We start from the raw sequence: 22744 nt of genomic DNA, 5'->3' as shown, positions 1-22744 counted from the left end.
TCGTGCGCACCGCCGATCCCGACGTGCTGCGCTGCCATGCACTCATCCCCTGAACCCAGCGTGGAGGACGACGTGTTGGACGTCGAACATCAGACCCGTCTCGCCTGGGACGCCTACGGAGAGCACCACTTGGAGCGCGCCACTCCCCTGCCGGAAGTGGGCCGGATCAGCTGGGGTCCTGCTGCGAACGGGCCGGGGGACGCCGTCCTCGGGGACATCGGGGGCCTGCGGGTCCTGGACATCGGTTGCGGCCCCGGTCGGCACGCCGCCCACCTGGTCCGCACCTACGGGGCGCAGGTGGACGGCGTCGATGCCTCCCTCAGCCAGATCGAGAGAGCGCGTGCCCGCTACCCCGATGTACCGGGCCTGCGACTGGTCCACGCCGACGCCGTCGAGTACTTGGGCACGACGGCCCCGTACGACGTGGTCTACTCCCTCAGCACCTTCCACTTCGTCGATCCGCACCGGCTCCTGCCCGCCCTGTCGACCGCCGTCAAACCGGGAGGACGGCTGTACTTCACCGTGCTGCACACCAACTCCTCCGGCAATGGGCCCACTTCGACCGTCACCCCACGCCCGGAGGTCCTGCGCCCGGCCGGCGGCGACGATCTCACCGTGCACATGTGGGTGCTCACACCCGAGGTGTGGGAAGACCTTCTCGTGCACTACGGGTTCCGTGTGCAGGGCATCACCGTCCTCGACGCCCCGGAGAAGAACAACCACGCCTCCTACCGGCTGTTCCAGGTCCAGCGGCCGGCCCGGATCGCCGCCCGTCCGCGCACCGCGAAGCCACCCGTCGCCCATGCGGCCGTCGGTGTCGGGGCGGTGCTGCTCGGGCCGCAGGGTCTGCTCCTGGGCCGGCACCGGCTGGGCACACGGGAGCTGCCCGGCGGGACCGTGGAGCCGGGCGAGTCACTGCAGGAGGCAGTCGCGCGGGAACTCGCCGAGGAGACCGGTCTGTGCGCCGACCCGGCCGACGTCCGTCTTCTCGGCATGTCCCTCGACCGGGTTGGCGACGTCGTCCGCATCACCGTCGGTGCGCTCGTCACCCACTGGCAGGGCGAGCCGGCCGACCAACCTGGCGAGAGTGTCGGGGACTGGCGTTGGTGGCCCCTGGACGCCCTGCCGCCGGACCTGTTCGAGTGCAGCGCGCAGATCCTCACAGCCTGGCGCCCGGACCTCCCCATCGACCACGCCCCCGCCCGCTTCTCGCCCATCACCGACCCGCACACGACCGCCTCCGCGTCATCCCAGCCCTGACTGAGGCGGGCCTCGCCCGGTGAACCCCCCTACCGCCTCACCCATCGCCGAATCAACAGGACCGATCCCGTGACCACTCCCCGCCGTGCCACGCCCGCCGACGCCGAAGGCATCACCCGCCTGCGGTCCGAGCTGATCCTCACCCAACCGCTCCCCCCGGACTGGCTGGCCCTGTGCCGGGACCAACTGGCCGAACGGCTCCAGGCTCATGGCGATGCCCGGGCCTACGTCGTCGACGCACCCGGGGGAGGACTCGCCACCTGCGCCCTGGCCCTGGTCAGCCCCGTACTGCCCGCGCCCCGCTACCCCCGGGGGCTGGCCGCACGCATCCAAGCCGTGGCCACCCGGCCCGAGTACCAGCGCCGTGGTTACGCCAAGGCCGCCCTCACCGCGCTCCTCAACGACCTGGAGCGGGAAGGCATCACCCTTTTCGAACTGCACGCCAGTGACGCATCCAGGTCACTGTACGAAGGGCTCGGATTCGTCGGCGATCCGGCGCTCATGCGCAGAACCGCACTGCCTCCGCAATCCCGCGGTGAGCACAGGTGCGGCGCTCCGACCGACTACTGGGACACGATCCAGCGGCTGGCCGACACGTTCAGCCGCCTCGATGCCGAGAAGGAACTCGCACCGGAGGAGCAGTGGACCCTGCAAGTGCTCAAGCTCGCCGAAGAGGTGGGCGAGGCTGCGCAGGCCGTCATCGGTGCCCGGGGCACCAATCCGCGAAAGGGGCACAGCCACACGTGGGCGGACGTCCAGGACGAGGTGGCCGACGCCGTCATCACCGGCATGGTCGCCCTGGCGCGGCTGCGCCCCGACGCACGTGAGTACCTCACCGCCGTCCTGGCCCGGAAAGCCGTGAAGTTCCTTCCGGCACAGGATTCCGGCGACGAGCTGCTTCGCTGACTGCGGCCGAGTTCGACGATCCGCTCGCGCAGCGCCGGGGGCAGGGAGTCCGCGAAGTCCGTGCGGACGGATCCCGGGGAGGCGACGGTGACCCGCAGGCTGTCCCCGGCCTCCTGCCGCAGCCCCTCGGAGACGGCGCGGACGGTGTGCTCCCCGTACGCCTCCGGCACCCCGCCCGGAGGCGCGCTCCCCTCACGCCGCCGGAGCGTCGCCGGGCTTCCTGTTGCGACGACGGTCCGCGGCGAGTATGAGGGCGAGACCGGCGAGGACCCACACGCCCAGGACGAGTGCCGGGCCGCCCGCGCCGGTTCCGTCGTAGAAGGCGTTGGCGCGCAGCAGGTTGCCCGAGGCGCCGGGCGGCAGGAGCCGGCCGAGCGTGGACCAGCCGTCGGGCAGCCAGTAGGGGCCGGTGGTGAGGCCGGAGAGCGGGTTGCCGAGGAACATCATCACGACGGAGCCCGCACCGAACCCGGGGTATCCGAGCAGCGACTGCAGCCCGAGGAACGGGATGGCGAGTGCGGCCATGCCCAGGCCGAGACCGAGGGAGGTGACCCAGTAGTTGCCGTCGAGGGTGCCGATACCGAACTGGAGGACGGCGGTCACCGCGGCGCCGCCGGCCAGAGCGAAGGCGACGACCCCGGCGAGGCGGGTCCGCAGATGTGCGTGGCCGGGGAAGAGCTGGAGCAGGGCGATGGCGGGCAGTATCCCGCCGAAGACCATCGGCAGCGCGGCGGAGGCGAGTCCGGTGCCCCGCGGGTCGTCCTTCGGGAAGGGCACCACGTCGTGGACGGTCGCGGAGACGTGCCGTTGATCGGCGAGTGCGGTGCCGAGTCCGCTGATCGCGTTGCTGATCATCTGACCGCCCGCCGTCGCGGTGTAGACGGTGACGCCGTCGTCGCCGAAGGCGAGGCCGCCCACGGCGTCGCGCTCCTCGATGGCACGGGTCAGGTCACGGGAGGTGTCGTACACGGTGACCTCCCAGGCGTCGCCGGGGAGTTGCTTCTGCACGGCGGCCACCGCGGACTCCGGGCCCGTGACGCCGAGCGGAGCGTGGTGGGGGCCGCCTGCGGCGGACGGCAGGCCGAAGGCGCACAGCATGAGGGTGATCGCGGCGGTCAGGCCGACGACGATGGCGGCGAGTTTCGCCACGAGCCCCCGGCCGCCGGGCGGCACGGCGTGCGCGGTGTCGCCACTCGGCTGTGAGGTGGTCGAGGCGTCGATGTTGGCAGACATGGCAACCGTTCCGTTGAGGTGCTCCGCCCCGGCAGAGGGGCGGAACGGCGGACGAAGTGCGCGGGTGTCCGACTCGGCCCGTGGGCCGGGGCACGCGGACGGGACGCCGACGGCCGGCCACGCTCGGCGGCGCCGACGACTTCACTATATAACTCATCAAGCGATGAGTTCATCACCTGATGAGTTACTGGCCACGGCGCTCGGAGCGGGCATGATGGGGGCATGGAGAGCGTCAGCGATGTGCGTGAGGTGGCTGGTTCCGGCCGCGAGCAGGCCGGGGTCACCACGGGGACGACGGCGGCGACCGACCCCGCGGGGAAGCACGCCGGGGGCCGGCGGCCCGGAGAGACCCGTACGCGGGAGGCGATCCTCAGCGCCGCACGGATCTGCTTCGCCGAGCGCGGTTTCGACGCGACCAGTCTGCGCCGCATCGCGGAGGCGGCGGGGGTGGACCAGTCGCTGGTGCACCACTTCTACGGCACGAAAGAGAGCCTGTTCCTCCAGGCGCTGGAACTGCCGGGCAAGCTCGAGGAAGCCATCACCGCCGCGACGCGAGGCGGACTGGACGGGATCGGGGAGCGCATGGTGCGCGCCCACCTGTCGGTGTGGGACGACGTGTCGTCACGTCCGGCGCTCATGACCATGGTGCGCTCGGCCGCCATTCACCGTGCCGCCGCCGCCCGGCTCCGTGAGACCGCGACCGGGATCCTGGCGCGCGCGCTCGGCGGGGTGATCACGGGCGGGGACGCGGCACTGCGGACGAGCATGATCGCCACGCAGCTCATCGGGCTCGCCATGATGCGTTACGTCGCGCTTCTCGACCCCCTCGCCTCGGCCGACACCGACACGGTGGCCCGCTACTACGGCCGCGCCCTTCAGGCGATCGTGGAGGACTGAACCGGCGACCGCCCGGCGCGTACGACCGTCGGGCCCTCCCGCGGGCGAGACCGCCGGCTGCGCCTCGCCCGCAACGCGCCCATGGACACGCGCACGTTGCGGGCCACGGCACCGGGCGCGCGGAGGGACGGCGCGCGGAGCGCCGGCGAGGCGACCGGACCGCGGGGCTGATCGACTCAGCCGCCGCTCTTACGCCGGAACGACCGCTGGCTCGCAGCCGGGCCGTGCGCCGCACGCACCTTGGACGCGTTCGGGTTGGCGGCGACGTCGGCCGCGTCCGCCTGCGCACCCCGCTTGCGCGCCAGGGCTTCACGGAACTTGCGCTTGAGGTCGTAGTCGCCGTCGCCGTCCGGCGACAGGGGGGACGTCTCGGGGACGGCCGGCTCCGAACCTTCCGCGATGACGGGCTCTTCAGTCATGGTGACCTCCTGGGTTCGGGGGTGGGCCAGCACAGCTTGTCATGACGGGCGGGGTACGGGGCGTCGACGGCATCATCCTGTCCCGTCTCACCGGGTCCCCCTCTCGCGGCCGAGGGCGTTCGCTGCGCACAGAGGGGGCCGGAACGGGCTTACGGGTCATCTCGTGCGGTCCGGTCGGCAGTCCGCCGGTGCGGGGACCGTCGAGCGGCTGGTGGTCGAGCGGCCGGTACCGGATGAGCTGTGGGAGTTGTCAAGGCTCTCAGCGGTCCGCAAGGAGGCATGCCGCGCGCGACACGCCGGCCGCGAAGAACGCCCAGCAGCCGGAGCCCGTGCTCGTGCGCGTGCCCGGGGGCCGGACCGCGTCCCCGGGGCTCAGGCCGCCGACCGGATCTCGGCAGGGCGCTGCACGCCTGGCGGGATCGCACGAAACCGGCCGAGGTCGGCCTGCCGGAGGGCGGGGGCCGGCGCGCGCCCGGCCTGCGGCGTGAGGAGCTCGCCCAGCTCGCCGGCTTGTCCGTCGACTACGTCGTGCGGCTCGAGCAGGGCAGGTCGACGCGTCCTTCCCCGCACGTGCTGTCCGCGTTGGCCCGGGCGTTGCGGCTGACGGCGGCGGAGCGTGAGCACCTCTTCGTGCTCGCCGGGCAGGCGGTGCCGAGCGCCGGGCAGATCTCCGATCACGTACCGGCAGGTGTCCAGCGTCTGCTCGACCGGCTGACCGGCACACCGCTGAGTGTGTACGACGCCGCCTGGAACCTCATCACGTGGAACCCGCTGTGGGCGGCACTGTTCGGTGACCCGCCACCGTCACGCGGCTTCGGGAGGAACGCGGTGTGGTGGTCCTTCGTCGCACCGCCCGCCGGATACCCCCGGGCGGTGAGCCGGAGGACGGGTCACCACGCGGCCTTCGTGTCCGACCTGCGGGCGGCGTCGGCCCGCTATCCGAAGGACGCCGGACTGGCCGCGCTGGTCGAGGGGCTCCGTACCCGGAGCGGTGACTTCGCGGCGCTGTGGGATTCCGGCGTGGTGGGTGTGCACGAGTCCCTGACCAAGACGGTCCGGCACGCGAGCGTCGGTGAGCTCACCCTCGACTGCGACTTCCTCGCGGCGCTCGGCACCGATCTGCGGATCATGGCCTTCAGCGCGGCGGAGGGCAGCGAGACCGCCGAGCGGCTGCGGCTGCTGGAGGTCATCGGCGTCCATGCGCTGACGGGCACCGGAACGGACACGTGACCGCAGAGCGCGGTCCCCGGCCGCTCCGTCCGTCCGAGGGTGTGGCGGTGGGGCCGGTGGCCGCCGGAGGGGCCTGGGTGCGCAGGAGCAGCGCTGCCGTGCTGGTGAGTGCCAGGGGTGCGCACAGGAGGAGCAGGATGCGCGAGATGCTCCATCCGGCGCCGATCATGACGCCGCCGAGCAGGCCGCTGACGAGCGTGCCGATGCGGCCGACGCCGCTCATCCACCCCATGCCCGTGGCGCGCAGGGTCGGCGGGTAGGCCAGGGCTCCGACGGCCTGCAGCGCGCCCAGGGCGCCGCCGAGGCACGTGCCGAGCACGAAGATCAGGACGAACATCCCGGTGTGGCCCGTGCCCACGGCCGCGGTGGCGCAGACCGCGAGGGCGCTGAGGCCCGACACCAGCGCGAGGAAGCGGAAGCGGTCGTGCCGCCTGAGGCCGAGGGACGCCAGGAGCTGTCCGCACAGGGTGCCGGCGCCGAACAGTCCGACGACGGCTCCGGTGCGGGACGCCGTCAGCCCGGCTCGCTCCGCCATGAGCGGCAGGTAGTTGAGGAGGAGGAAGACCGCTCCCAGCAGGACGAAGTAGCACAGCCAGATGAGGAGCGTGGTCGGCGCGAAGGAGCGGGACAGCAGGATCGCGCCGATCTTCCGCACCGGTTGCTTCTCGTCGTCCCGGGCACGGGTCAGGTCGACGTGGGAGGTGTCCCGGCCCGGTGCCAGCAGGGCGAGGCTCTCCCGGATCCGCTCGGTCGGTCGTCCCCGGGCGAGCAGGACGTTCACCGACTCCGGGACGTAGGCCATGACGAGGGGGACGAGCAGGAGGGGGGCGAGACCGCAGAGCGCGAGCACCGCGGGCCAGCCGACGTCCGGCAGGAGTGTCGAGGCGAGGAACCCTCCCGCGACCGTGCCCGCCGCGATGCCCGAGAAGGCGAGGGCCACCACGGGCGCGCGGCGCGTGACCGGCGTCGAGTCGGCGACGATCGCCATGACGACCGGGGCCACGCCGCCGAGTCCCGCGCACGCCACGACGCGCAGTACGGCGAAGAGCTCGATGGTCGTGGCGAGCGACATCGCCGCCGTGGCCGTTCCGAACACCACGATCCCGGTGACGGCCGTGCCCTTGCGCCCGTACCGGTCGGCCAGCGGTCCCGCCACCGCACCGCCGGCCGCCATGCTCAGCACGCCGGCGGTCACGGTGGTGGTCACCGCGCTCATCGGTGTGCCCCACTCGCGCATGACGTGCGGGTAGACGAAGCTCGCCATGGTGGTGTCGAGGCCTTCGGCGACCATGATCACCAGGCCCAGCAGCGCGACGAGCCGCTGCCGCGGTCCCATCGGGGTCGAGTCGATGAACTCCTGGACGCTCAGCCGCGGTGCGGGGGCCCGTTCGGAACCGGGCAGGGAGTCGAGGGACATGGGAGGGGACCTTTCGTCGGACGGGGGACGCGCCGGCGCTCGTACCGCTCGGCTCGGTTCCGGGGTCAGGTTCCGGTCCACTTCGGGGGGCGCTTCTCGACGAAGGCACGTGGGCCTTCCACCGCGTCCCGGCTGCGCATCCGCCGCTCCTCCCACGCGTACCGGGTGGCGAACGCGCGGTCCAGCGGCAGGGTGGCCGAGACCGTCGCGGCCTCCTTGACGGCGCGCAGGGACAACGGTGCGCAGCTCAGGACGTCCTCCAGCCAGCCCTCCAGACAGTCGTCCAGCGTGTCGGCCGGCACCACCTCGTTGACCAGGCCCAGTTCGTGGGCGCGGGCCGCGGTCATGCGGCGGCCGGTCAGCAGGTGCCCCATGGCGATGCGGAAGGGGGCCTGCCGGGAAAGCCGGAACACCCCTCCGGCGCCCGCGACGAGTCCGAGCCTCGCCTCGGTCAGCCCGAACTCGGCGTGCTCCGCGGCGATCACGATGTCGCAGGCCAGGGCCAGCTCGAAACCGCCGCCCAGGGCGTACCCGTTCACGCGGGCTATCAGCGGTTTGGACATCGAGAAACGCTCGGTCAGTCGGGGCCAGCCCGGTTGGTCGCGGCTGCCGAACGTGGAGGTGGCGGTGCCCTCGTCGATCCGGTGGACCAGTTCCTTGAGGTCCTGGCCGACGGAGAAGGCCCGTTCGCCGGCGCCGGAGAGGACCCCCACCCGGATGTCGTCGTCCGCCTCGAAGTCGTCCCAGACCTCCGCCAGTTCGGTGTGCATCCGCAGGTTCATGGCGTTCAGTGCCTGCGGACGGTCCAGGGTGATGCGGGCAACGTGGTCGTGCTTCTCGTAGCGGACGCAGTGCAGGGCGTCGAGCATCCGTCATCCTTGTCCGTCGCGTACGGGTCCGGCCTGCGGGGCGGACCGGTGGGCGGGGGACGGTGACGTGTGCGCAGGACCGGGCCCGGTTCCGCGGCCGTCCCCGCCGGGTCGGAGCAGTGACCGTGACCACCGCTCCACCGCTTCGGCGGTCGTCACCGAGTGTTCCTCCAGCATCGTGAAGTGGTCGCCGGGCACCTCGGCGGTCTCGTGCGGGAGGTGCCAGGAGGCGATCCGCGCCCCGTCGCTCCCGTACGGTGTCGCGGCGTGCACCAACAGGGTGGGGGCGGTGATCGGTTCGGGCTTCCAGTCCCTGAAGAGTCGCCGGTAGGCTCCCATCGCGGTCAGCCGGTGGTCGTCGATCGACACGAGCCGGCTGTCGCGTTCCAGCATCCCGCCGACCATCAACGCGTACCCGCGCGGGTCGTCCCCGCTCGCCGGGGTGTCCAGCAGCGCGACGCCGTCGGGCGTCCTGCCCCCGCGCTCCAGGGCGGCCGCCACCTCGTGGGCCAGCCAGCCGCCCGCGGACCGGCCGACGAGCAGCAGCGGGGCCTCCCCCACCGTCTCGGTGATCGTCCGGGCGTGCATCTCCGCCAGGACCTCCACCGAGTCCGGCAGCGGTTCGCCCGGGAGGAAACCCGGGTGGACGAGGGCCGCCGCCCGCCACGCGTCGCTGAAGCCGTCCGCGAAGCGGACGTAGACGTGCGGGCCGGCGATCGCGCTGAAGGAGGGCAGGCACACCACGGTCGGACGGGCCGACGTGCGGCCGAACCAGACCGGGGCGCGCCGGACGGCCGGGTCCGCGGGGTCGGTGAAGGTCCTCCGCATCCGTGCGGCGGTCTCGGCGAGAGCCACGGCGTCGTCGATGCGCCCGGCGGCGGCCGCGTCCCGGAACAGTTCCGTCAGCAGGCCCGCGTCGCCGCCCTCGCCGGACCGGTCGTCATCGGCGGGCCGCCCGGAGGAGGCGTCCTCCAGGCGGGCGTCGACGAAGGCCGCGATCGAGGCCAGGTCCTCGTGGTCGAGGACGAGCGTGACGGGCAGGCGGAGGCCGAGCGTGCGGACGAGCCGGTTGCGCAGTTCGATCGCGGTGAGGGAGTCGAAGCCCAGCTCGCGGCGGGTGCGGTCCGCGGGGAGCGGCGCACCCGTGTGACCGAGGGTCCGCGAGGCCTCGATCCGTACGAGGTCGGTCACGGCGGCCAGCCGCTCGGCCCCGGTCAGACCGGCGAGGGACCCGCCGGCGCCGCCCGTCCCGCCCGCTCCGCCCGCTCCGCCCGCTCCGCTCACGGTGGCCCCGTCGCCCGCGGGGTCGAGGGAGGGGGCCGCGGGCGGCGTGCCGGGTGCGGTGGCCGGCCGGGGCTGGTCCTCGACCCAGTAGGGCCGGTACTGGAAGGGGTACGTGGGGAGGTCCACCAGTGTGCCGTGCCCGTCCGACAGCCGGCTCCAGTCGACCGTGCCCCCGTCGACGTGCACCCGGGCCAGGGCGGCGAGGAACGATTCGGTCTCCGGGCGGTCGGCGCGCAGGGCCGGGGCGAAGACCTGGTCCTCGGCGTCGGGCACGATCCGCTGCGCCAGGGCGGTCAGGACACCGCCCGGGCCCACCTCCAGCCAGCGTACGGCGCCGGCGTCCCGGGCCCGTGCCACCGCGTCGGCGAAGCGTACCGGGCGGCGCACGTGCCGTACCCAGTACTCGGGGTCCACGACCTCGGCGGGCAGTCCGGCCAGCGCGGGTTCGCGGAGCTCCAGTCCTGCGACGACGTCCCGGAACTCCTCCAGCATCGGGTCCATCAGCGGTGAGTGGAAGGCGTGGCTGACCGTCAGCCGGTGGGTGCGCCGCCCCCGTCCGCGCCAGACGTCCACCAGTTCCCGGACCGCGGCCTCCTCGCCGGAGAACACCACGGACGTGGGACCGTTGACCGCGGCCAGTGCCACCCGGTCCTCCAGGCCGGCCAGGGACGCCGCGGCCTCGGCCTCGGAGACCTCCACCGCCGCCATGGCACCGCCCGGCGGCAGCGCCTGCATCAGCCGGCCCCGTGCCTCCACCATGCGGCAGGCGTCCTCGAGGGACAGCACGCCCGCCGCGTGGGCCGCGGCGACCTCGCCCACGGAGTGGCCCACCACGGTGTGGACCTCGACGCCCAGGGCGCGCACCAACCGGTACAGGGACACCTCGACCGCGAACAGGGCCACCTGTGCGTAGCGTGTTTGGTCGAGGAGCCCGTCCCGCGCCTCCCCGAAGACGACGTCCTTCAGGGGCAGCCCGGTGTGCTCGGCGACGGCGTCGAACGACTCCGCGAAGACGGAGTGGGCCTCGTACAGTTCCCGTCCCATGCCGGGGCGTTGGCTGCCCTGGCCGGGGAACAGCAGCACGGTGCCGCCCGGCCGGGCGGTGCCGCTGATCTCGCGGGTGCCGGTGCCGTCCCGCAGGAGGACCGCCCGGTGCCGGAAGACCGCGCGCCGGGCGAGCGTGAAGCTCACGTCCACCGGGTCGGCCCGCGTCTCCTCGGCGTGCGTCCGCAGCCGCGTGACCTGGTCCCGCAGCGCCGCGGCGTCGTGCCCGGAGAGCGGCCAGGGCACCAGGGACGGTCCGGCGTCCCGCGAGCCGTCGCGGGCGGGGCCGGCGGCGTTCTCCCGCCCGGGTTCCCCGGGCGGGGCCTCCAGGATCACGTGGGCGTTCGTGCCGCTGATCCCGAACGAGGACACCGCCGCCCGGCGCGGCCGGCCCGTCTCGGGCCAGGCGCGCCGGCTCGTCAGCAGTTCCACCGCTCCCGCCGACCAGTCGACGTGCGGTGTCGCCTCGTCCGCGTGCAGGGTCCTGGGCAGGACCCCGTGCCGCATGGCCTCGATCATCTTGATGACGCCGCCGACCCCGGCCGCGGCCTGCGTGTGTCCCACGTTCGACTTCATGGACCCCAGGTAGAGGGGGTGGTCGGCGTCGCGTTCCCGGCCGTACGTGGCGAGGAGCGCCTGGGCCTCGATCGGGTCGCCGAGCTTCGTGCCGGTGCCGTGTCCCTCGACGACGTCGACGTCCCGCGCCGTGAGGCCCGCGTGGGCCAGGGCCTTGCGGATCACCCGCTGCTGGGAGGGGCCGTTGGGGGCCGAGAGTCCGTTGGAGGCACCGTCCTGGTTCACCGCCGACCCGCGCAGGACCGCGAGCACCGGGTGGCCGTTGCGCCGGGCGTCCGACAGCCGCTCGACGAGCAGCATCCCCGCGCCCTCGGCCCAGCCGGTGCCGTCGGCCCCGGCCCCGAAGGCCCGGCATCGTCCGTCGGGCGACAGGCCCCGCTGCCGGCTGAAGGAGAGGAAGGCGCGCGGTGTCGCCATGATCGTCACTCCGCCGGCCAGCGCGAGGCCGCACTCCCCGGAGCGCAGCGCGTGCGCCGCCTGGTGCAGGGCGACCAGCGACGACGAGCACGCCGTGTCCACCGTCACCGCCGGGCCCTCGAGGCCGAACGTGTAGGCGATGCGGCCCGAGGCCACGCCCCCGGACAGGCCGGTGACGAGGTAGGGCTCCAGGGCGTCCGGCACCTGTCCGGTCGCGTAGTCGTGGTGGACGACACCGGTGAACACGCCCGTGTCGCTGCCGCGCAGCGCGGTCGGGTCGATGCCGGCGCGCTCGAACGCCTCCCAGGCGGTCTCCAGGAGCAGTCGCTGCTGGGGGTCCATCGCCTGTGCCTCGCGGGGCGAGACCCCGAAGAACTCCGCGTCGAACAGGGCGGCGTCGTACAGGAATCCCCCCGCGCGGGCGTTGCACGTGCCGGGCCGGTCGGGATCGGGGTCGTAGATGCCGTCGACGTCCCAGCCCCGGTTCGTGGGGAATCCGGAGATGGCGTCCCGCTCCTCCAGGACGAGCCGCCACAGGTCCTCGGGCGAACGCACGCCGCCGGGGTAGCGGCAGGCCATGCCCACGACGGCGATCGGCTCACGGCTCGCGGCCGTGGCGCTGCGCAGGTGCCGACGGGTCTCGTGCAACTCGGCGGTGACCTTCTTGAGGTAGTCGACCAGCTTCTCCTCGGTGCCCGTCACGTCACGGTCCCTTCAGTTCGTCGTCGATGAGGTCGAAGAGCTGGTCGACCGTCGTGGCCCCGGCGATCCGGTCGCCGAGCGAGGTCCCCTGCGCGTTTTCGGAGTACTCCGGTGAGCCGTCGGCCAGCCGCGCGGCCAGGGTGCGCAGTCTTTCGGCGAGCCGGTCGCGTGCGGCGGCGTCGGGGCGGTCCCGTTCGACGGACGCCTCCAGCCTGGCCAGTTCGCCGAAGACCGTCCCCTGCGGTGCCCCGGTCCTCCCGTCTTCCCGGGCGAGGCCCGTGACGTGGAGCTCGTCGAGCAGGTGGCGGGCGATGGCCGTCGACGTGGGGTGGTCGAAGGCCAGGGAGGTGGGCAGGGCGAGCCCGGTCCGCGCGCCGAGCCGCTCGCTCAGGTCCACGGCGGAGACGGAGTCGAGTCCGAGGTCGGTCATGCTGCGGTGGGCCTCGACCTCGTGCGGGCCGTCGAAGCCGGCGACGCCGGCGACTTCCGTTCGGACGAGGTCGGTCAGCGTCCGTTCCCGCAGTTCCTCGGAGAGGCGTGCCAGGTCGGCGCGGAGCCGTTCCGCGGGCGGGGGCTCGTCCGGCGGGGACGCGGGTGCGGGCATCGCCGCCGGCGCGGGAACCGTGGCGTCCGCCGTTCCGGAGGCGAGCCAGTACCGCCGGTGCTCGAAGGGGTAGACGGGCAGGTCGACCGGGTGTGCGGGGCGTCCGGCGAAGAGCTCCGGCCAGTCGACGGGGATGCCGCGCGCATGGGCCAGGGCCACCGCTTCGAGGAGCGAGCGCACCTCGGACCGTCCGCGGCGCAGCCCTCCGCACAGGGCGATTCCCGAGCCGGACACGCAGTCGCCCGCCATGGTGGTGAGCTGGCGGTCGGGGCCGAGTTCGAGGAAGGCCGTGATCCCCTCGCCGGGCAGGGCGCGTACGGCGTCCGCGAAGCGGACGGTCTCGCGGGCGTGGCGGACCCAGTAGTCGGGCGAGCGGAGGTGGTCCGTCTCGGCGAGCCGGCCGGTGAGGTCGGAGACCATCGGGAGGAGGGGCGGCCGGTAGGTCAGCTTCCGCGCCGCCGCCGCGAACTCCTCCAGTACGGGGTCCATGAGTGGCGAGTGGAAGGCGTGGCTGACCCGCAGCGCGGTCACCCGGCGCTTCTGCGTCCGGAACGCCTCGGCGACGGCCCGTACCGCCCCCTCGTCGCCGGACACCACGACCGAGCGGGGGCCGTTCACCGCGGCGACGGCCGGAGGCCGGGACGTGGTCGCGAGCACGGCCCGGACCTCGTCCTCGGTCGCCTCGATCGCGGTCATGGCGCCGCCGGCCGGCAGTGCGGCCATCAGGCGGCCGCGGGCCGCGACGAGCGAGGCGGCGTCCTCCAGGGACAGCACCCCGGCCGCGTGTGCGGCGGTCAGCGCGCCGACGGAGTGCCCCAGGACGAGGTCGGGAACGACGCCCCAGGACTCGACCAGCCGGAAGAGGGCGCTCTCCAGGGCGAACAGCGCGGCCTGGGTGAAGTCGGTGCGGTCCAGGAGCGCGGCCTGCCGCGTCCCCTCGGGGGCCCACACGACGTCGCGCAGCGGACGGTCGAGGTGCGGGTCGAGGGCGGCGCAGACCGCGTCGAACGCCCGGGCGAAGGCGGGGTAGGCGGCGTACAGTTCCCTTCCCATTCCGGGGCGTTGGCTGCCCTGGCCGGTGAACCCGATGGCCAGGGACGGTTCCCCGGGCGCCTCGTCGGTGACGACGCCCGTGTCCCGGCCGTCGGCGACGGCCGCCAGTCGGTGTTCCAGTTCCGCGGCGCCGTCCACGACGAAGGCGGTGCGTCGCGGGAAGGCGGTGCGGGTGGTGGCGAGGGCGGCCGCGAGGTCGGGGACGTCGAGCTCCCGGTCCGCGCGCACCCGGTCCAGCAGGAGTTCGGCCCGGCGGCGCAGGGCCGGACCGGTGCGGGCCGACAGCACGACCGGCACGGTGTCGGGGAGTTCGGCCGGCCGGGCGGCGGGCAGGGGGTCGGGGGCCTGTTCCAGGATGAGGTGGGCGTTCGTGCCGCTGACGCCGAAGGAGGACACGGCGGCCCGGCGGCGGCCCGTGGTCTCGGGCCAGGCGGTGTGCTCCCGGAGCAGGCGCATCGCCCCGGAGGACCAGTCCACGGCCGGGGTGGGCCGGTCGACGTGCAGGGTGCGGGGCAGTTCGCCGTGCCGGATCGCCTGCACCGTCTTGATGACGGCGCCGACCCCGGCCGCGGCCTGGGCGTGGCCGATGTTGGACTTGAACGAGCCGAGCAGCAGCGGGCGTCGCGGGTCTCGGTCCTGGCCGTAGGTGGCGAGGAGCGCGTTGGCCTCGATGGGGTCGCCGAGGACGGTTCCCGTGCCGTGCGCCTCGACGGCGTCGACGTCGGCGGGCGTGAGGCCCGCGTCGGCCAGGGCCCGGCGGACGACCTGCTGCTGGGCCGGTCCGCTGGGCGCGGTCAGGCCGTTGCTGGCACCGTCCTGGTTGACCGCGCTGCCCCGGATCACGGCGAGCACGGGGTGGTTGTTGCGGCGTGCGTCGGAGAGGCGTTCCAGGACGACGACGCCGACGCCCTCGGACCAGCCGGTGCCGTCGGCGCCCGCGGCGAAGGCCTTGCACCGGCCGTCGGGGGCGAGGCCGTGCTGGCGGCTGAACTCCACGAAGGTGCCGGGGGTCGCCATGACGGCGACGCCGCCGGCCAGGGCGAGGGAGCACTCGCCGCGGCGCAGGGCCTGCGAGGCGAGGTGGAGGGCGACGAGCGAGGAGGAACAGGCGGTGTCGACCGTGAGGGCCGGGCCGTTGAGGCCCAGGGTGTAGGCGAGGCGCCCGGAGGCGACGCTGCCGGCGGTGCCGGTGCCGAGGAGCCGTTCCAGGTCCTCGGGCAGGGGGCCGGGGTTCTTGGCGTAGTCGTGGAACATCAGCCCGACGTACACGCCGGTGTCCGTCTGCCGCAGGGTGGTCGGGTCGATGCCGGCGCGTTCCACGGCCTCCCAGCCGACCTCCAGGAGCAGTCGCTGCTGCGGGTCCATGGCGAGGGCCTCGCGCGGGCTGATGCCGAAGAACGCGGCGTCGAAGTCGCCCGGCGCGTCGAGGAATCCGCCGGATGCGGTGGCCGAGGTGCCGGGCTCCGTGCCGTCGCCGCGCAGCAGCCGTTCCAGGTCCCAGCCGCGGTCGGTGGGGAACGCGCCGACGGCGTCGCGGCCCTCGGCGACGAGCCGCCACAGGTCCTCCGGGGAGGCGACGCCGCCGGGGTAGCGGCAGCCCATGCCCACGACGACGACGGGGTCGTGGGCGTGACCGGGGTCGTCGGCGGCACGTGCGGGGCGCCGTGCGGCGGCGGCGTCCGGCCGGCGGCCGAACAGCCTGCGTTCCAGGGCCGCGGCCAGTGCCGCGGGGGTCGGGTGGTCGAAGGCGATCGTCACGGGCAGGCGCAGCCCGGTCCGCGCGGCCAGCCGGTCGCGCAGGGCGACGGCGGTGAGCGAGGTGAGCCCGAGGTGGGTGAAGGCGCAGCCGGTGTCGATCCGTCCCGGCTCGTCGAGTCCGAGCACCCGTGCCGCCTCGTCCCGCACGAGTTCGGTCAGCGCCCGCTCGCGGGCCCTGGGCGGCAGCCCGCCGAGCCGGTCCCGCAGCCCGTCGCCGTCGGCCGGGCCGGCGTCCTCGGCGGGCGCGCGGAGCAGTCGGCGGAGCCGGGCGGCCCCGGGGGACCGCGCCGTCCACGGGTCGGTGCGCATCACGAGGGTCTGGCCGCCCGGCGTCGCCCGCGCGGCGTCGAAGGCGTCGGCCACCTCCCGGGCGGTGAGTGCCGCGAGGCCCGGTGGTGTCGTGTCGGGGGCGTCCCCCTCGGCGGTGACCGGGCCGAAGGCCAGGAAGGCGGCGTGGTGGGCGTCGTGGGCGAGCGCGGCGGCGTAGGCCGTGGCCGTCGTCGTGGCGGGGTCCGCGGGGTGGGTGCCGGGGTGGAGGAGCGCGCCGCACAGGGTGAGGGTGGTGTGCCCGGTGTCGCGGGTCAGGGTGAGCAGCCGCTCCGCGGCCGTCGCGTCGGCGGGGGTGGTCACCGGGTGGACGATCGTGTCGAGCGGGCGGTCCGGGCCGAGGGCGGCGAGCAGGGCGGCGGCGCCCTCGGGCGTGTCCGGGAGTTCGCGGCGTACCGTCACGGTGGCGCCGAGCCGGGTCAGTTCGGCGGCCAGGGACCGGACCGCGGCCGGGTCGGCACCGGTGAGGGCGAGGTCGCGGACTTCGTGGTTCAGGAGGAGGTGGACCGCGAGCAGGCGGGCGAGGCGGGTGCCCGCTCCCGTCACGAGGGCGGTGCCGCCCTGCCGCGGCGGCACCGCGGCGAGCTCGGCCGTCGCCCGGACGCGGGCCAGCCGCGGCACGAGGACCTCCCCGGCGCGGACGGCGAACTCCGGTTCCCCTGCGGGCGCGTCCAGGATCGTGCGCCAGGCGGCGACGTGCGCCTCCCCGGTCCGCTCCCCCGGCTCCAGGTCGACCAGGACCGTCCGGCCGGCCCCGGGGGCGAGGCACCGGGCGCGCACGGCCGCGGCGGCCGGGTCCACCCGCTCGCCGGGGCGGCCGGCCACGGCGCCCCGGGTGAGGACGACGGTCCGGGCCCCGGGCGGTCCGTCCGTCTCCGGGGCGGGCGGCGCGGCGAGCACGTCGGACGGCGCGCCCGTGTCCGGCGGACCGGCCGTCAGCAGGCAGCCGTCGAACGGCCCGGCGGCACGCGCCGCCGCCACGTCGGGGAAGGGTTCGGTGACGCCGCCCGCCCGGCGCACGGCCTCCGTGAACGCCGGGTCCCCGGCTCCGATCACGGCCCAGCGCGCCGCCGGGCCGGCCGTCGCCCCCGCCTCCGCCGACGACGACGCGTCGTCGGAGCCGGCCGGTGCGGCCTCGGGCTGCCACGGGACCCATCGGGTGTGCCACAGGTGGTCGTGGTGGCCGGTGCCGACGCCCCGCAGCCGGGCGGGGAGGTGCGGCAGCCTGCGGCGGCTGACCTTGCCGGAGGCGGTGAGCGGCAGGGCGGCGGTCTCGTAGAGGTACGCCGGAACCTTGAAGTAGCTGAGCCGGTCCCGGCAGGCCGCCAGCGCCTCGGTGGGCGACCAGCCCTCGGCGGCGGGCACCACGTAGGCGACGGGGACTTCGCCCAGTGCCTCGTCGGGGCGGCCCGTCACGGCCGCGTCCACGATGCCGGGGACGCCGCGCAGGACGTCCTCGATCTCGCCGGGCTGGATGTTCTCCCCCGCCCGGATGATGAGTTCCTTGACCCGGCCGGTGATCGTCAGGTGCCCTTCGGCGTCCCGCCGGGCCAGGTCTCCGGTGCGGTACCAGCCGTCGCGCAGCGCGGCCGCGGTCTCCTCCGGCCGGCCGTGGTACCCCAGCATCAGGCCGGGGCTCCTGACGAGGACCTCGCCCTCGTCGCCGGCCCGCGCGTCGAGGCCGGTACGCGGGTCGACCAGGCGCAGGTCGGTGCCGGGCACCGCGGTCCCGCAGGTGCCGGGCGGCCGCGGGGAGCCGGGGCGGCTCATGGTGATCGCCCCGCAGGTCTCGGTGGAGCCGTAGCTGTCGACGAGCGGGGCGCCGAGCACCCGCTCGACGGCCGAGGCGAGCGCCGCGCCGGTCGCCGCGCCGGTGACCACGCAGACCCGCGGCTTCGGGACCGTCCGGCCGGTCTCCTCGGCCGCCTCCACCGCCTCGATCAGCTGGAAGTACATGGCTGGGACGCCCAGCAGCAGGGTGTACGGCTCGGCCCGCAGGGCCTCCAGCACGTTGCGGGCGCCGAAGCCGGGGAGGATGCGCGCGGTGGCGCCGGTGACGGTCACGCCCAGGACGCAGAGGATGTGCGCGAGGCTGTGGAAGAGCGGCAGCGGCCACAGCAGCCGGTCGTCGGGGCCCAGGCCGAGGACGCCCTGGTAGGAGTGGCGCACGGACCACAGGCAGGCCCGCTGGTGGGAGACCACGCCCTTGGCCGCCCCGGTGGTGCCGGAGGTGTAGAGGATCCAGGCCGGCTCGTCGAGGCCGAGGTCGTCCCGGGGGCCTCGGGTCGGTTCGCTCTCGGCGAGCTCGTCGAAGGCGAGGATGCCGAGAGCGGGGGCGCCTGCCGCGGAGGTGCGGCCTCCGGAGGCGTCGTCGTGCGCGAGGACGACGAGCATCCCCTCCCGCGTCGCCCTCATGCGCTCGACCTGCTCCAGGTGGGCGCCGTCGGTGATGACGCAGCGGGCTCCGCTGTCGTCCAGCTGGTGCGCCAGTTCGGCGTCCGAGGACCGGGGGTTGACCGGTACGCCCACGGCCGCGGCGCGGGTGACCGCGAGATAGCCCTCGACGGTCGTGACGCTGTTGCCGAGAAGGATCGCGACCCGGTCGCCGCGCTCCACCCCGGCCCCGGCCAAGTGGCCGGCCAGCCGCCCGGTGCGCTCGGCGAGCCGCGCGTAGGTGACCTCGCGCTCCTCGTCGGCGAACGCGACCTGGTCCGGGCGGTCGAGCGCATGGCCGCGCAGCACTTCGGAAAGTGGCCGGATGTCTTCGACGTGCGTCACTCGTACGCTCCTGCCTGCTTGAGCCTGCTCATGTCTCCGCCGTGACCGGCGAGCTCGCCTTGCGCAACGCTAGAAAGTCCGGGGCCGCGAATACAACCCCTATTTCCTCCCCTGATCCAGCGCCTGTTCCGGATTCCACAAGGAGTCGTCCAGAAGCTGTGCAGAAGGCATTCAGCCCGCCTGTCCGAACCTTGCTGAGTCCAGCCAACGCAGTGCTGCGGACGCCCGCCCGGCGGGACGTGGCACGTTTCGGATCGGGAAGGTCGAGCATGCCGTCCAGTCTCACCGGAATACCCAACGAATTCGATGTCATCGTTATCGGGGGCGGGCCGGCCGGTGCCACCACCGCCGGACTTCTCGCCAAGCGCGGACACCGGGTGCTGATTCTCGACCGTGAGCGTTTTCCGCGTTATCACGTCGGTGAATCACTTATTCCGGTGGTGATGGCCCCCATGGAGGAAATGGGGCTCACCGAACGGCTGGAGCAGCGCGGGTTCGAGCGCAAGTACGGCGGGACGTTCGTCTGGGGGAACGAGCAGGCGGCCTGGGACTTCTCCTTCGTCGACGGCGGCGACTACCCGTTCGCTTACCACACGCGGCGCGCCGACCTGGACTCGGTGATCCTGGACCGGGCGCGGGAGCTGGGGGCGTACGTCGTCGAGGACGCCACGGTGAAGGAGCCCGTCGAGGAGGACGACCGGGTCACGGGCGTCCGCTTCACCGTGCGCGGCGGCAAGGAGACCTACGAGGTCAAGTCCGCCATGGTGGTGGACGCCTCGGGTCAGGCGCGCGTCCTCACCCGCAAGTACTCGGAGATCCACTGGCACGACAAGCTCCGCAACGTCGCCGTGTGGACGTACTTCGACAACTGCGAGCGGCTGCCCGGCGACCAGTACACCAACATCCTGGTCGAGGGCATCGAGAACGGCTGGTTCTGGGGGATCCCGCTCGACAAGGGGACGATCAGCGTCGGTCTCGTGACGCCGAGCACGGTCGCGGGCGAGAGCGACCAGGGCCTCGAGCAGCTCTTCCGCGACGAGGTCGAGAAGACCACGAAGCTCAAGCACATGCTGCGGGACGCCCGCCAGTCGGCCGGCTTCCGCAGTGCCCGGGACTGGTCGTACACGAACCAGACCGTCCACGGGAAGGGCTGGGCCGCCGTCGGTGACGCGGCCGCGTTCGTCGACCCGCTGATCTCGACCGGTGTCGCGCTGGCGACGACCGCGGGCAGCATCCTGTCCCGGGTCGTCGACAAGGTCCTCCAGTACCCGGAGATCGAGGAGGTGGCGCTCAAGCGCTACGCCACCGCCTACCTGAGCTTCTTCAACGAGGTCCGTTCCTTCGTGGAGCGCTTCTACGACCGTTCGCTGAAGAAGGAGGACTACCACAGGCTGGCCCAGTCGATCATCGACCCGGAGGAGAAGAACACGCCGGCGAACGACTTCGTCACGCTCCTGGCCGGCCTGCGCGGCAAGCACCTCGCACTGGACATCACCGTCGACGACCTCGTCCCGGAGGCCCGGCCCTCCGCCGCCACCGGGAACTGAGCCGACCGGTCGACCGTCAAAGGGAAGGAAGAACAGGTGCACGGCAAGAACTCCGCCTCCACGGCGACAGACCGGTACGACGTGGCGATCCTCGGCAGCGGCATGGCCGGGGGCATGCTGGGCGCGGTGCTCGCGCGCAACGGGGTGAGGACCCTCATCCTGGACGCGGGCACCCACCCGCGTTTCGCGGTGGGCGAGTCGACCATCCCGTACACCTCGGGCATGGCGCGGCTCATCGCGAAGCGGTACGACGTGCCCGAGCTGAAGGCCCTGTCGCACTACAAGGGGACCATCGAGGAGATCTCCCCCAACTGCGGCCAGAAGCAGAACTTCGGCTTCGTCTACCACCGCGAGGGACAGCCGCAGAACCCGCAGGAGATCAACCAGCTGGTGGTCCCGGTCGACCTGCGCACCGAGACCCACCTGTTCCGGCAGGACGTCGACGCGCACCTGTTCCACGTGGCGCTCACGTACGGCGCCGACGCGCGGCTCGCGACCCGGGTCACCGAGATCGACGTCGACCCGGACGAGGGCGCGGTCCTGCGCACGGAGCACGGCGAGGAGTTCCGGGCCTCGTACGTGGTCGACGGCAGCGGGTTCCGCTCACCGCTCGCGGAGAAGTTCGAGCTGCGCGAGACGCCCACGCGGGCCCGGACCCACTCGCGCTGCCTCTTCACGCACATGATCGGGGTGAAGCCGTTCGACGACTCGCCCACCGCGCGGCGGCACGACCAGCCGAGCCCGTGGCACCACGGCACGCTGCACCACGTCTTCGACGGCGGCTGGCTCTGGGTGATCCCGTTCGACAACCACGCCGCGGCCCGCAACCCGCTGTGCAGCGTCGGCCTCACCCTGGACCCGCGGAAGTACCCGAAGGGCGACACGCCCCCGGAGCGGGAGTTCCAGGACTTCCTCGCGCGGTTCCCCGAGATCGCCTGGCAGTTCGAGGGGGCGAAGGCGGTCCGCCCGTGGGTCTCCACCGGCCGGCTCCAGTACTCGGCCAAGACGGTCGTCGGCGACCGCTACTGCCTGACGTCCCACGCCGCCGGGTTCATCGACGCGCTGTACTCGCGCGGACTGGCGAACACCCTGGAGCTCGTCAACGCACTGGGCTGGCGGCTCATCGCCGCCTCCCGCGACGGCGACTGGTCCAAGGAGCGGTTCGCCCACGTGGAGGCGCTGCACCAGGGGCTGTTCGACTTCCACGACGACCTGGTCTACAGCTCGTTCGTCGGCTTCGGTCACTACGAGCTGTGGAACGCCGTCAACCGGACCTGGATGCTCGGGACGATGAGCGGCAACATGATGGTCGAGGACGCCTACTACCGGTTCAGCGAGACCGGTGACGCCGACGTCTTCCTCGAGGCCGAGCGGTCCGGGAACCCGGGTTCCCCCCTCCCGGTCAGCGAGACCTTCGTCCGCATGGGCAAGCTCACCCGCGAGCTGTGCGAGGCGGTCGAGGCCGGGACCGTCGAGCCGGCCGCCGCCGCCGCGCGCATCCACGAGTACATCCGCAAGGAAGTGGACTTCATCGCGCACGCCGACAAGTTCGGGCTGCCGGAGAACCGCTGCTTCAACATGACGCGGGAGCGGATGGACGCGGCCGAGGAGTGGTCGCGCACCCAGGCCCCGCCGGAGATCGGCACACGCATGCTCAACGCCGCCCGGAGCATGGCGCTCGCCAAGGAGGCGGAGGCCGGGACCGGCTCCCGGGACTACTGATCCCGGTCGCCCGGATCCGGCCCGCCGGGGCCGGCCTCCCGGCCCCGGCCCCTCCCCGCCGAACGACCTCGTGGGCACGCCCCTCTCCCCCACGAGGCCGTCCGGCACTCCGGGCCCTCCCTGTCCGCATCCCCGTGACCGAGGCGAGTGAGGAACCATGTCGCACCAGCGGTACGAAGCCGATCTGCGCCACCTGTTCGCCGGATTCCCCACGGGCGTCTCCGTCGTGACGGCGCAGGCCCCGGACGGCACCCCCTGGGGGATGACGTGCACGTCCCTGTGCAGCGTCGCCCTCGACCCGCCCACCCTGCTCGTCTGCCTGCGCGCCGGCAGTCCCACCCTCGGCGCCGTGCTGGACAGCGGGTCGCTGTCCGTGAACCTGCTCCACCAGCACGCCCGGTCCACCGCCGAGCTGTTCGGCTCGGGGGCCGCGGACCGGTTCGACCGGGTGCCCTGGGCACCGGCCCGGCACGGCGGTCCGCACCTGGTCGAGGCGGCGCACACGATCGCCGACTGCGCGGTCACCGCCGAGCAGGCCGTCGGCGACCACACGGTGGTGATGGCCCGCGCCACCCTGGTCACCTCGCTGCGCCGGCCGATGCCCCTGCTGTACGGCATGCGCCGGTACGGGTCCTGGGCGGAGGACATGGAGAACGGCTTCCTGTCGTACGACTTCATCTCCTGAGGACTGCGACGGAGGC

12 protein-coding genes and 1 pseudogene are annotated in these 22744 nt (G+C 73.7%); 7 read left to right on the top strand and 6 right to left on the bottom strand.

Annotated elements, in window-relative coordinates; all coding sequences use genetic code 11:
• The first annotated feature begins 75 nt into the window (after positions 1-75).
• Together JHAT_RS02625 and JHAT_RS35815 are read left to right on the top strand one after the other, a co-directional pair.
• Positions 76-1260, top strand: a complete 1185-nt coding sequence (locus JHAT_RS02625; protein ID WP_375603541.1) for an NUDIX domain-containing protein — start codon at positions 76-78, stop codon at positions 1258-1260.
• A 69-nt stretch (positions 1261-1329) separates the two neighbouring features.
• On the top strand, positions 1330-2166 hold the full coding sequence (locus JHAT_RS35815; protein WP_307718342.1) for a GNAT family N-acetyltransferase: 837 nt from the start codon (positions 1330-1332) through the stop codon (positions 2164-2166).
• Between the two features lie 192 nt (positions 2167-2358).
• Here JHAT_RS35815 and JHAT_RS02615 read toward each other — a convergent pair whose 3' ends face one another.
• Complete coding sequence (locus JHAT_RS02615; RefSeq protein WP_077796383.1) at positions 2359-3399, bottom strand: hypothetical protein; 1041 nt, start codon at positions 3397-3399, stop codon at positions 2359-2361.
• A gap of 222 nt (positions 3400-3621) precedes the next feature.
• On the opposite strand from JHAT_RS02615, the gene JHAT_RS02610 reads away from it, so the two are divergent.
• Entirely contained in the window at positions 3622-4296 is a 675-nt protein-coding gene (locus tag JHAT_RS02610; RefSeq protein ID WP_077796382.1) for a TetR family transcriptional regulator, read from the top strand.
• Positions 4297-4472: 176 nt separating this feature from the next.
• Here JHAT_RS02610 and JHAT_RS02605 read toward each other — a convergent pair whose 3' ends face one another.
• Complete coding sequence (locus JHAT_RS02605; protein ID WP_077796491.1) at positions 4473-4715, bottom strand: DUF5302 domain-containing protein; 243 nt, start codon at positions 4713-4715, stop codon at positions 4473-4475.
• A 363-nt stretch (positions 4716-5078) separates the two neighbouring features.
• Between JHAT_RS02605 and JHAT_RS02600 the strand changes: the two are divergent.
• Positions 5079-5945, top strand: a pseudogene (locus tag JHAT_RS02600) (helix-turn-helix transcriptional regulator); the annotation flags it as partial.
• Here JHAT_RS02600 and JHAT_RS02595 read toward each other — a convergent pair.
• From JHAT_RS02595 to JHAT_RS02580, 4 genes are all read right to left on the bottom strand, one after another.
• Positions 5902-7362: an MFS transporter gene (locus tag JHAT_RS02595; RefSeq protein WP_077796380.1), complete on the bottom strand. Its 1461-nt coding sequence runs from the start codon at positions 7360-7362 to the stop codon at positions 5902-5904. The pseudogene JHAT_RS02600 and the gene JHAT_RS02595 sit on opposite strands and share 44 nt — an antisense overlap.
• Before the next feature lie 65 nt (positions 7363-7427).
• Entirely contained in the window at positions 7428-8231 is an 804-nt protein-coding gene (gene dpgD / locus JHAT_RS02590) for an enoyl-CoA-hydratase DpgD (RefSeq protein ID WP_077796379.1), read from the bottom strand.
• A 3-nt stretch (positions 8232-8234) separates the two neighbouring features.
• A complete protein-coding gene (locus JHAT_RS02585) occupies positions 8235-12254 on the bottom strand; it encodes a type I polyketide synthase (RefSeq protein WP_077796378.1) in 4020 nt (1339 codons plus the stop codon).
• 1 nt (position 12255) lies between these two features.
• Positions 12256-18774: a type I polyketide synthase gene (locus JHAT_RS02580; protein ID WP_077796377.1), complete on the bottom strand. Its 6519-nt coding sequence runs from the start codon at positions 18772-18774 to the stop codon at positions 12256-12258.
• Positions 18775-19043: 269 nt separating this feature from the next.
• On the opposite strand from JHAT_RS02580, the gene JHAT_RS02575 reads away from it, so the two are divergent.
• From JHAT_RS02575 to JHAT_RS02565, 3 genes are all read left to right on the top strand, one after another.
• Positions 19044-20321, top strand: a complete 1278-nt coding sequence (locus JHAT_RS02575; protein WP_077796376.1) for an NAD(P)/FAD-dependent oxidoreductase — start codon at positions 19044-19046, stop codon at positions 20319-20321.
• A gap of 36 nt (positions 20322-20357) precedes the next feature.
• Entirely contained in the window at positions 20358-22043 is a 1686-nt protein-coding gene (locus tag JHAT_RS02570) for an NAD(P)/FAD-dependent oxidoreductase (protein WP_077796375.1), read from the top strand.
• Between the two features lie 157 nt (positions 22044-22200).
• On the top strand, positions 22201-22728 hold the full coding sequence (locus JHAT_RS02565; protein ID WP_077796374.1) for a flavin reductase family protein: 528 nt from the start codon (positions 22201-22203) through the stop codon (positions 22726-22728).
• The last annotated feature ends 16 nt before the right edge of the window (positions 22729-22744 follow it).

This window comes from Streptomyces sp. JHA26, assembly GCF_002005565.1.
GTDB lineage: Bacteria > Actinomycetota > Actinomycetes > Streptomycetales > Streptomycetaceae > Streptomyces.
This window is presented reverse-complemented; position numbering and strand designations above follow the sequence as displayed.

What these genes read in the sequence shown, in the direction of transcription:
- JHAT_RS02615 (WP_077796383.1), bottom strand. Translation starts at nt 3,399, where the DNA reads ATGTCTGCCAACATCGACGCCTCGACCACCTCACAGCCGAGTGGCGAC.
- JHAT_RS02610 (WP_077796382.1), top strand. Translation starts at nt 3,622, where the DNA reads ATGGAGAGCGTCAGCGATGTGCGTGAGGTGGCTGGTTCCGGCCGCGAG.
- JHAT_RS02605 (WP_077796491.1), bottom strand. Translation starts at nt 4,715, where the DNA reads ATGACTGAAGAGCCCGTCATCGCGGAAGGTTCGGAGCCGGCCGTCCCC.
- JHAT_RS02595 (WP_077796380.1), bottom strand. Translation starts at nt 7,362, where the DNA reads ATGTCCCTCGACTCCCTGCCCGGTTCCGAACGGGCCCCCGCACCGCGG.
- dpgD (WP_077796379.1), bottom strand. Translation starts at nt 8,231, where the DNA reads ATGCTCGACGCCCTGCACTGCGTCCGCTACGAGAAGCACGACCACGTT.
- JHAT_RS02575 (WP_077796376.1), top strand. Translation starts at nt 19,044, where the DNA reads ATGCCGTCCAGTCTCACCGGAATACCCAACGAATTCGATGTCATCGTT.
- JHAT_RS02565 (WP_077796374.1), top strand. Translation starts at nt 22,201, where the DNA reads ATGTCGCACCAGCGGTACGAAGCCGATCTGCGCCACCTGTTCGCCGGA.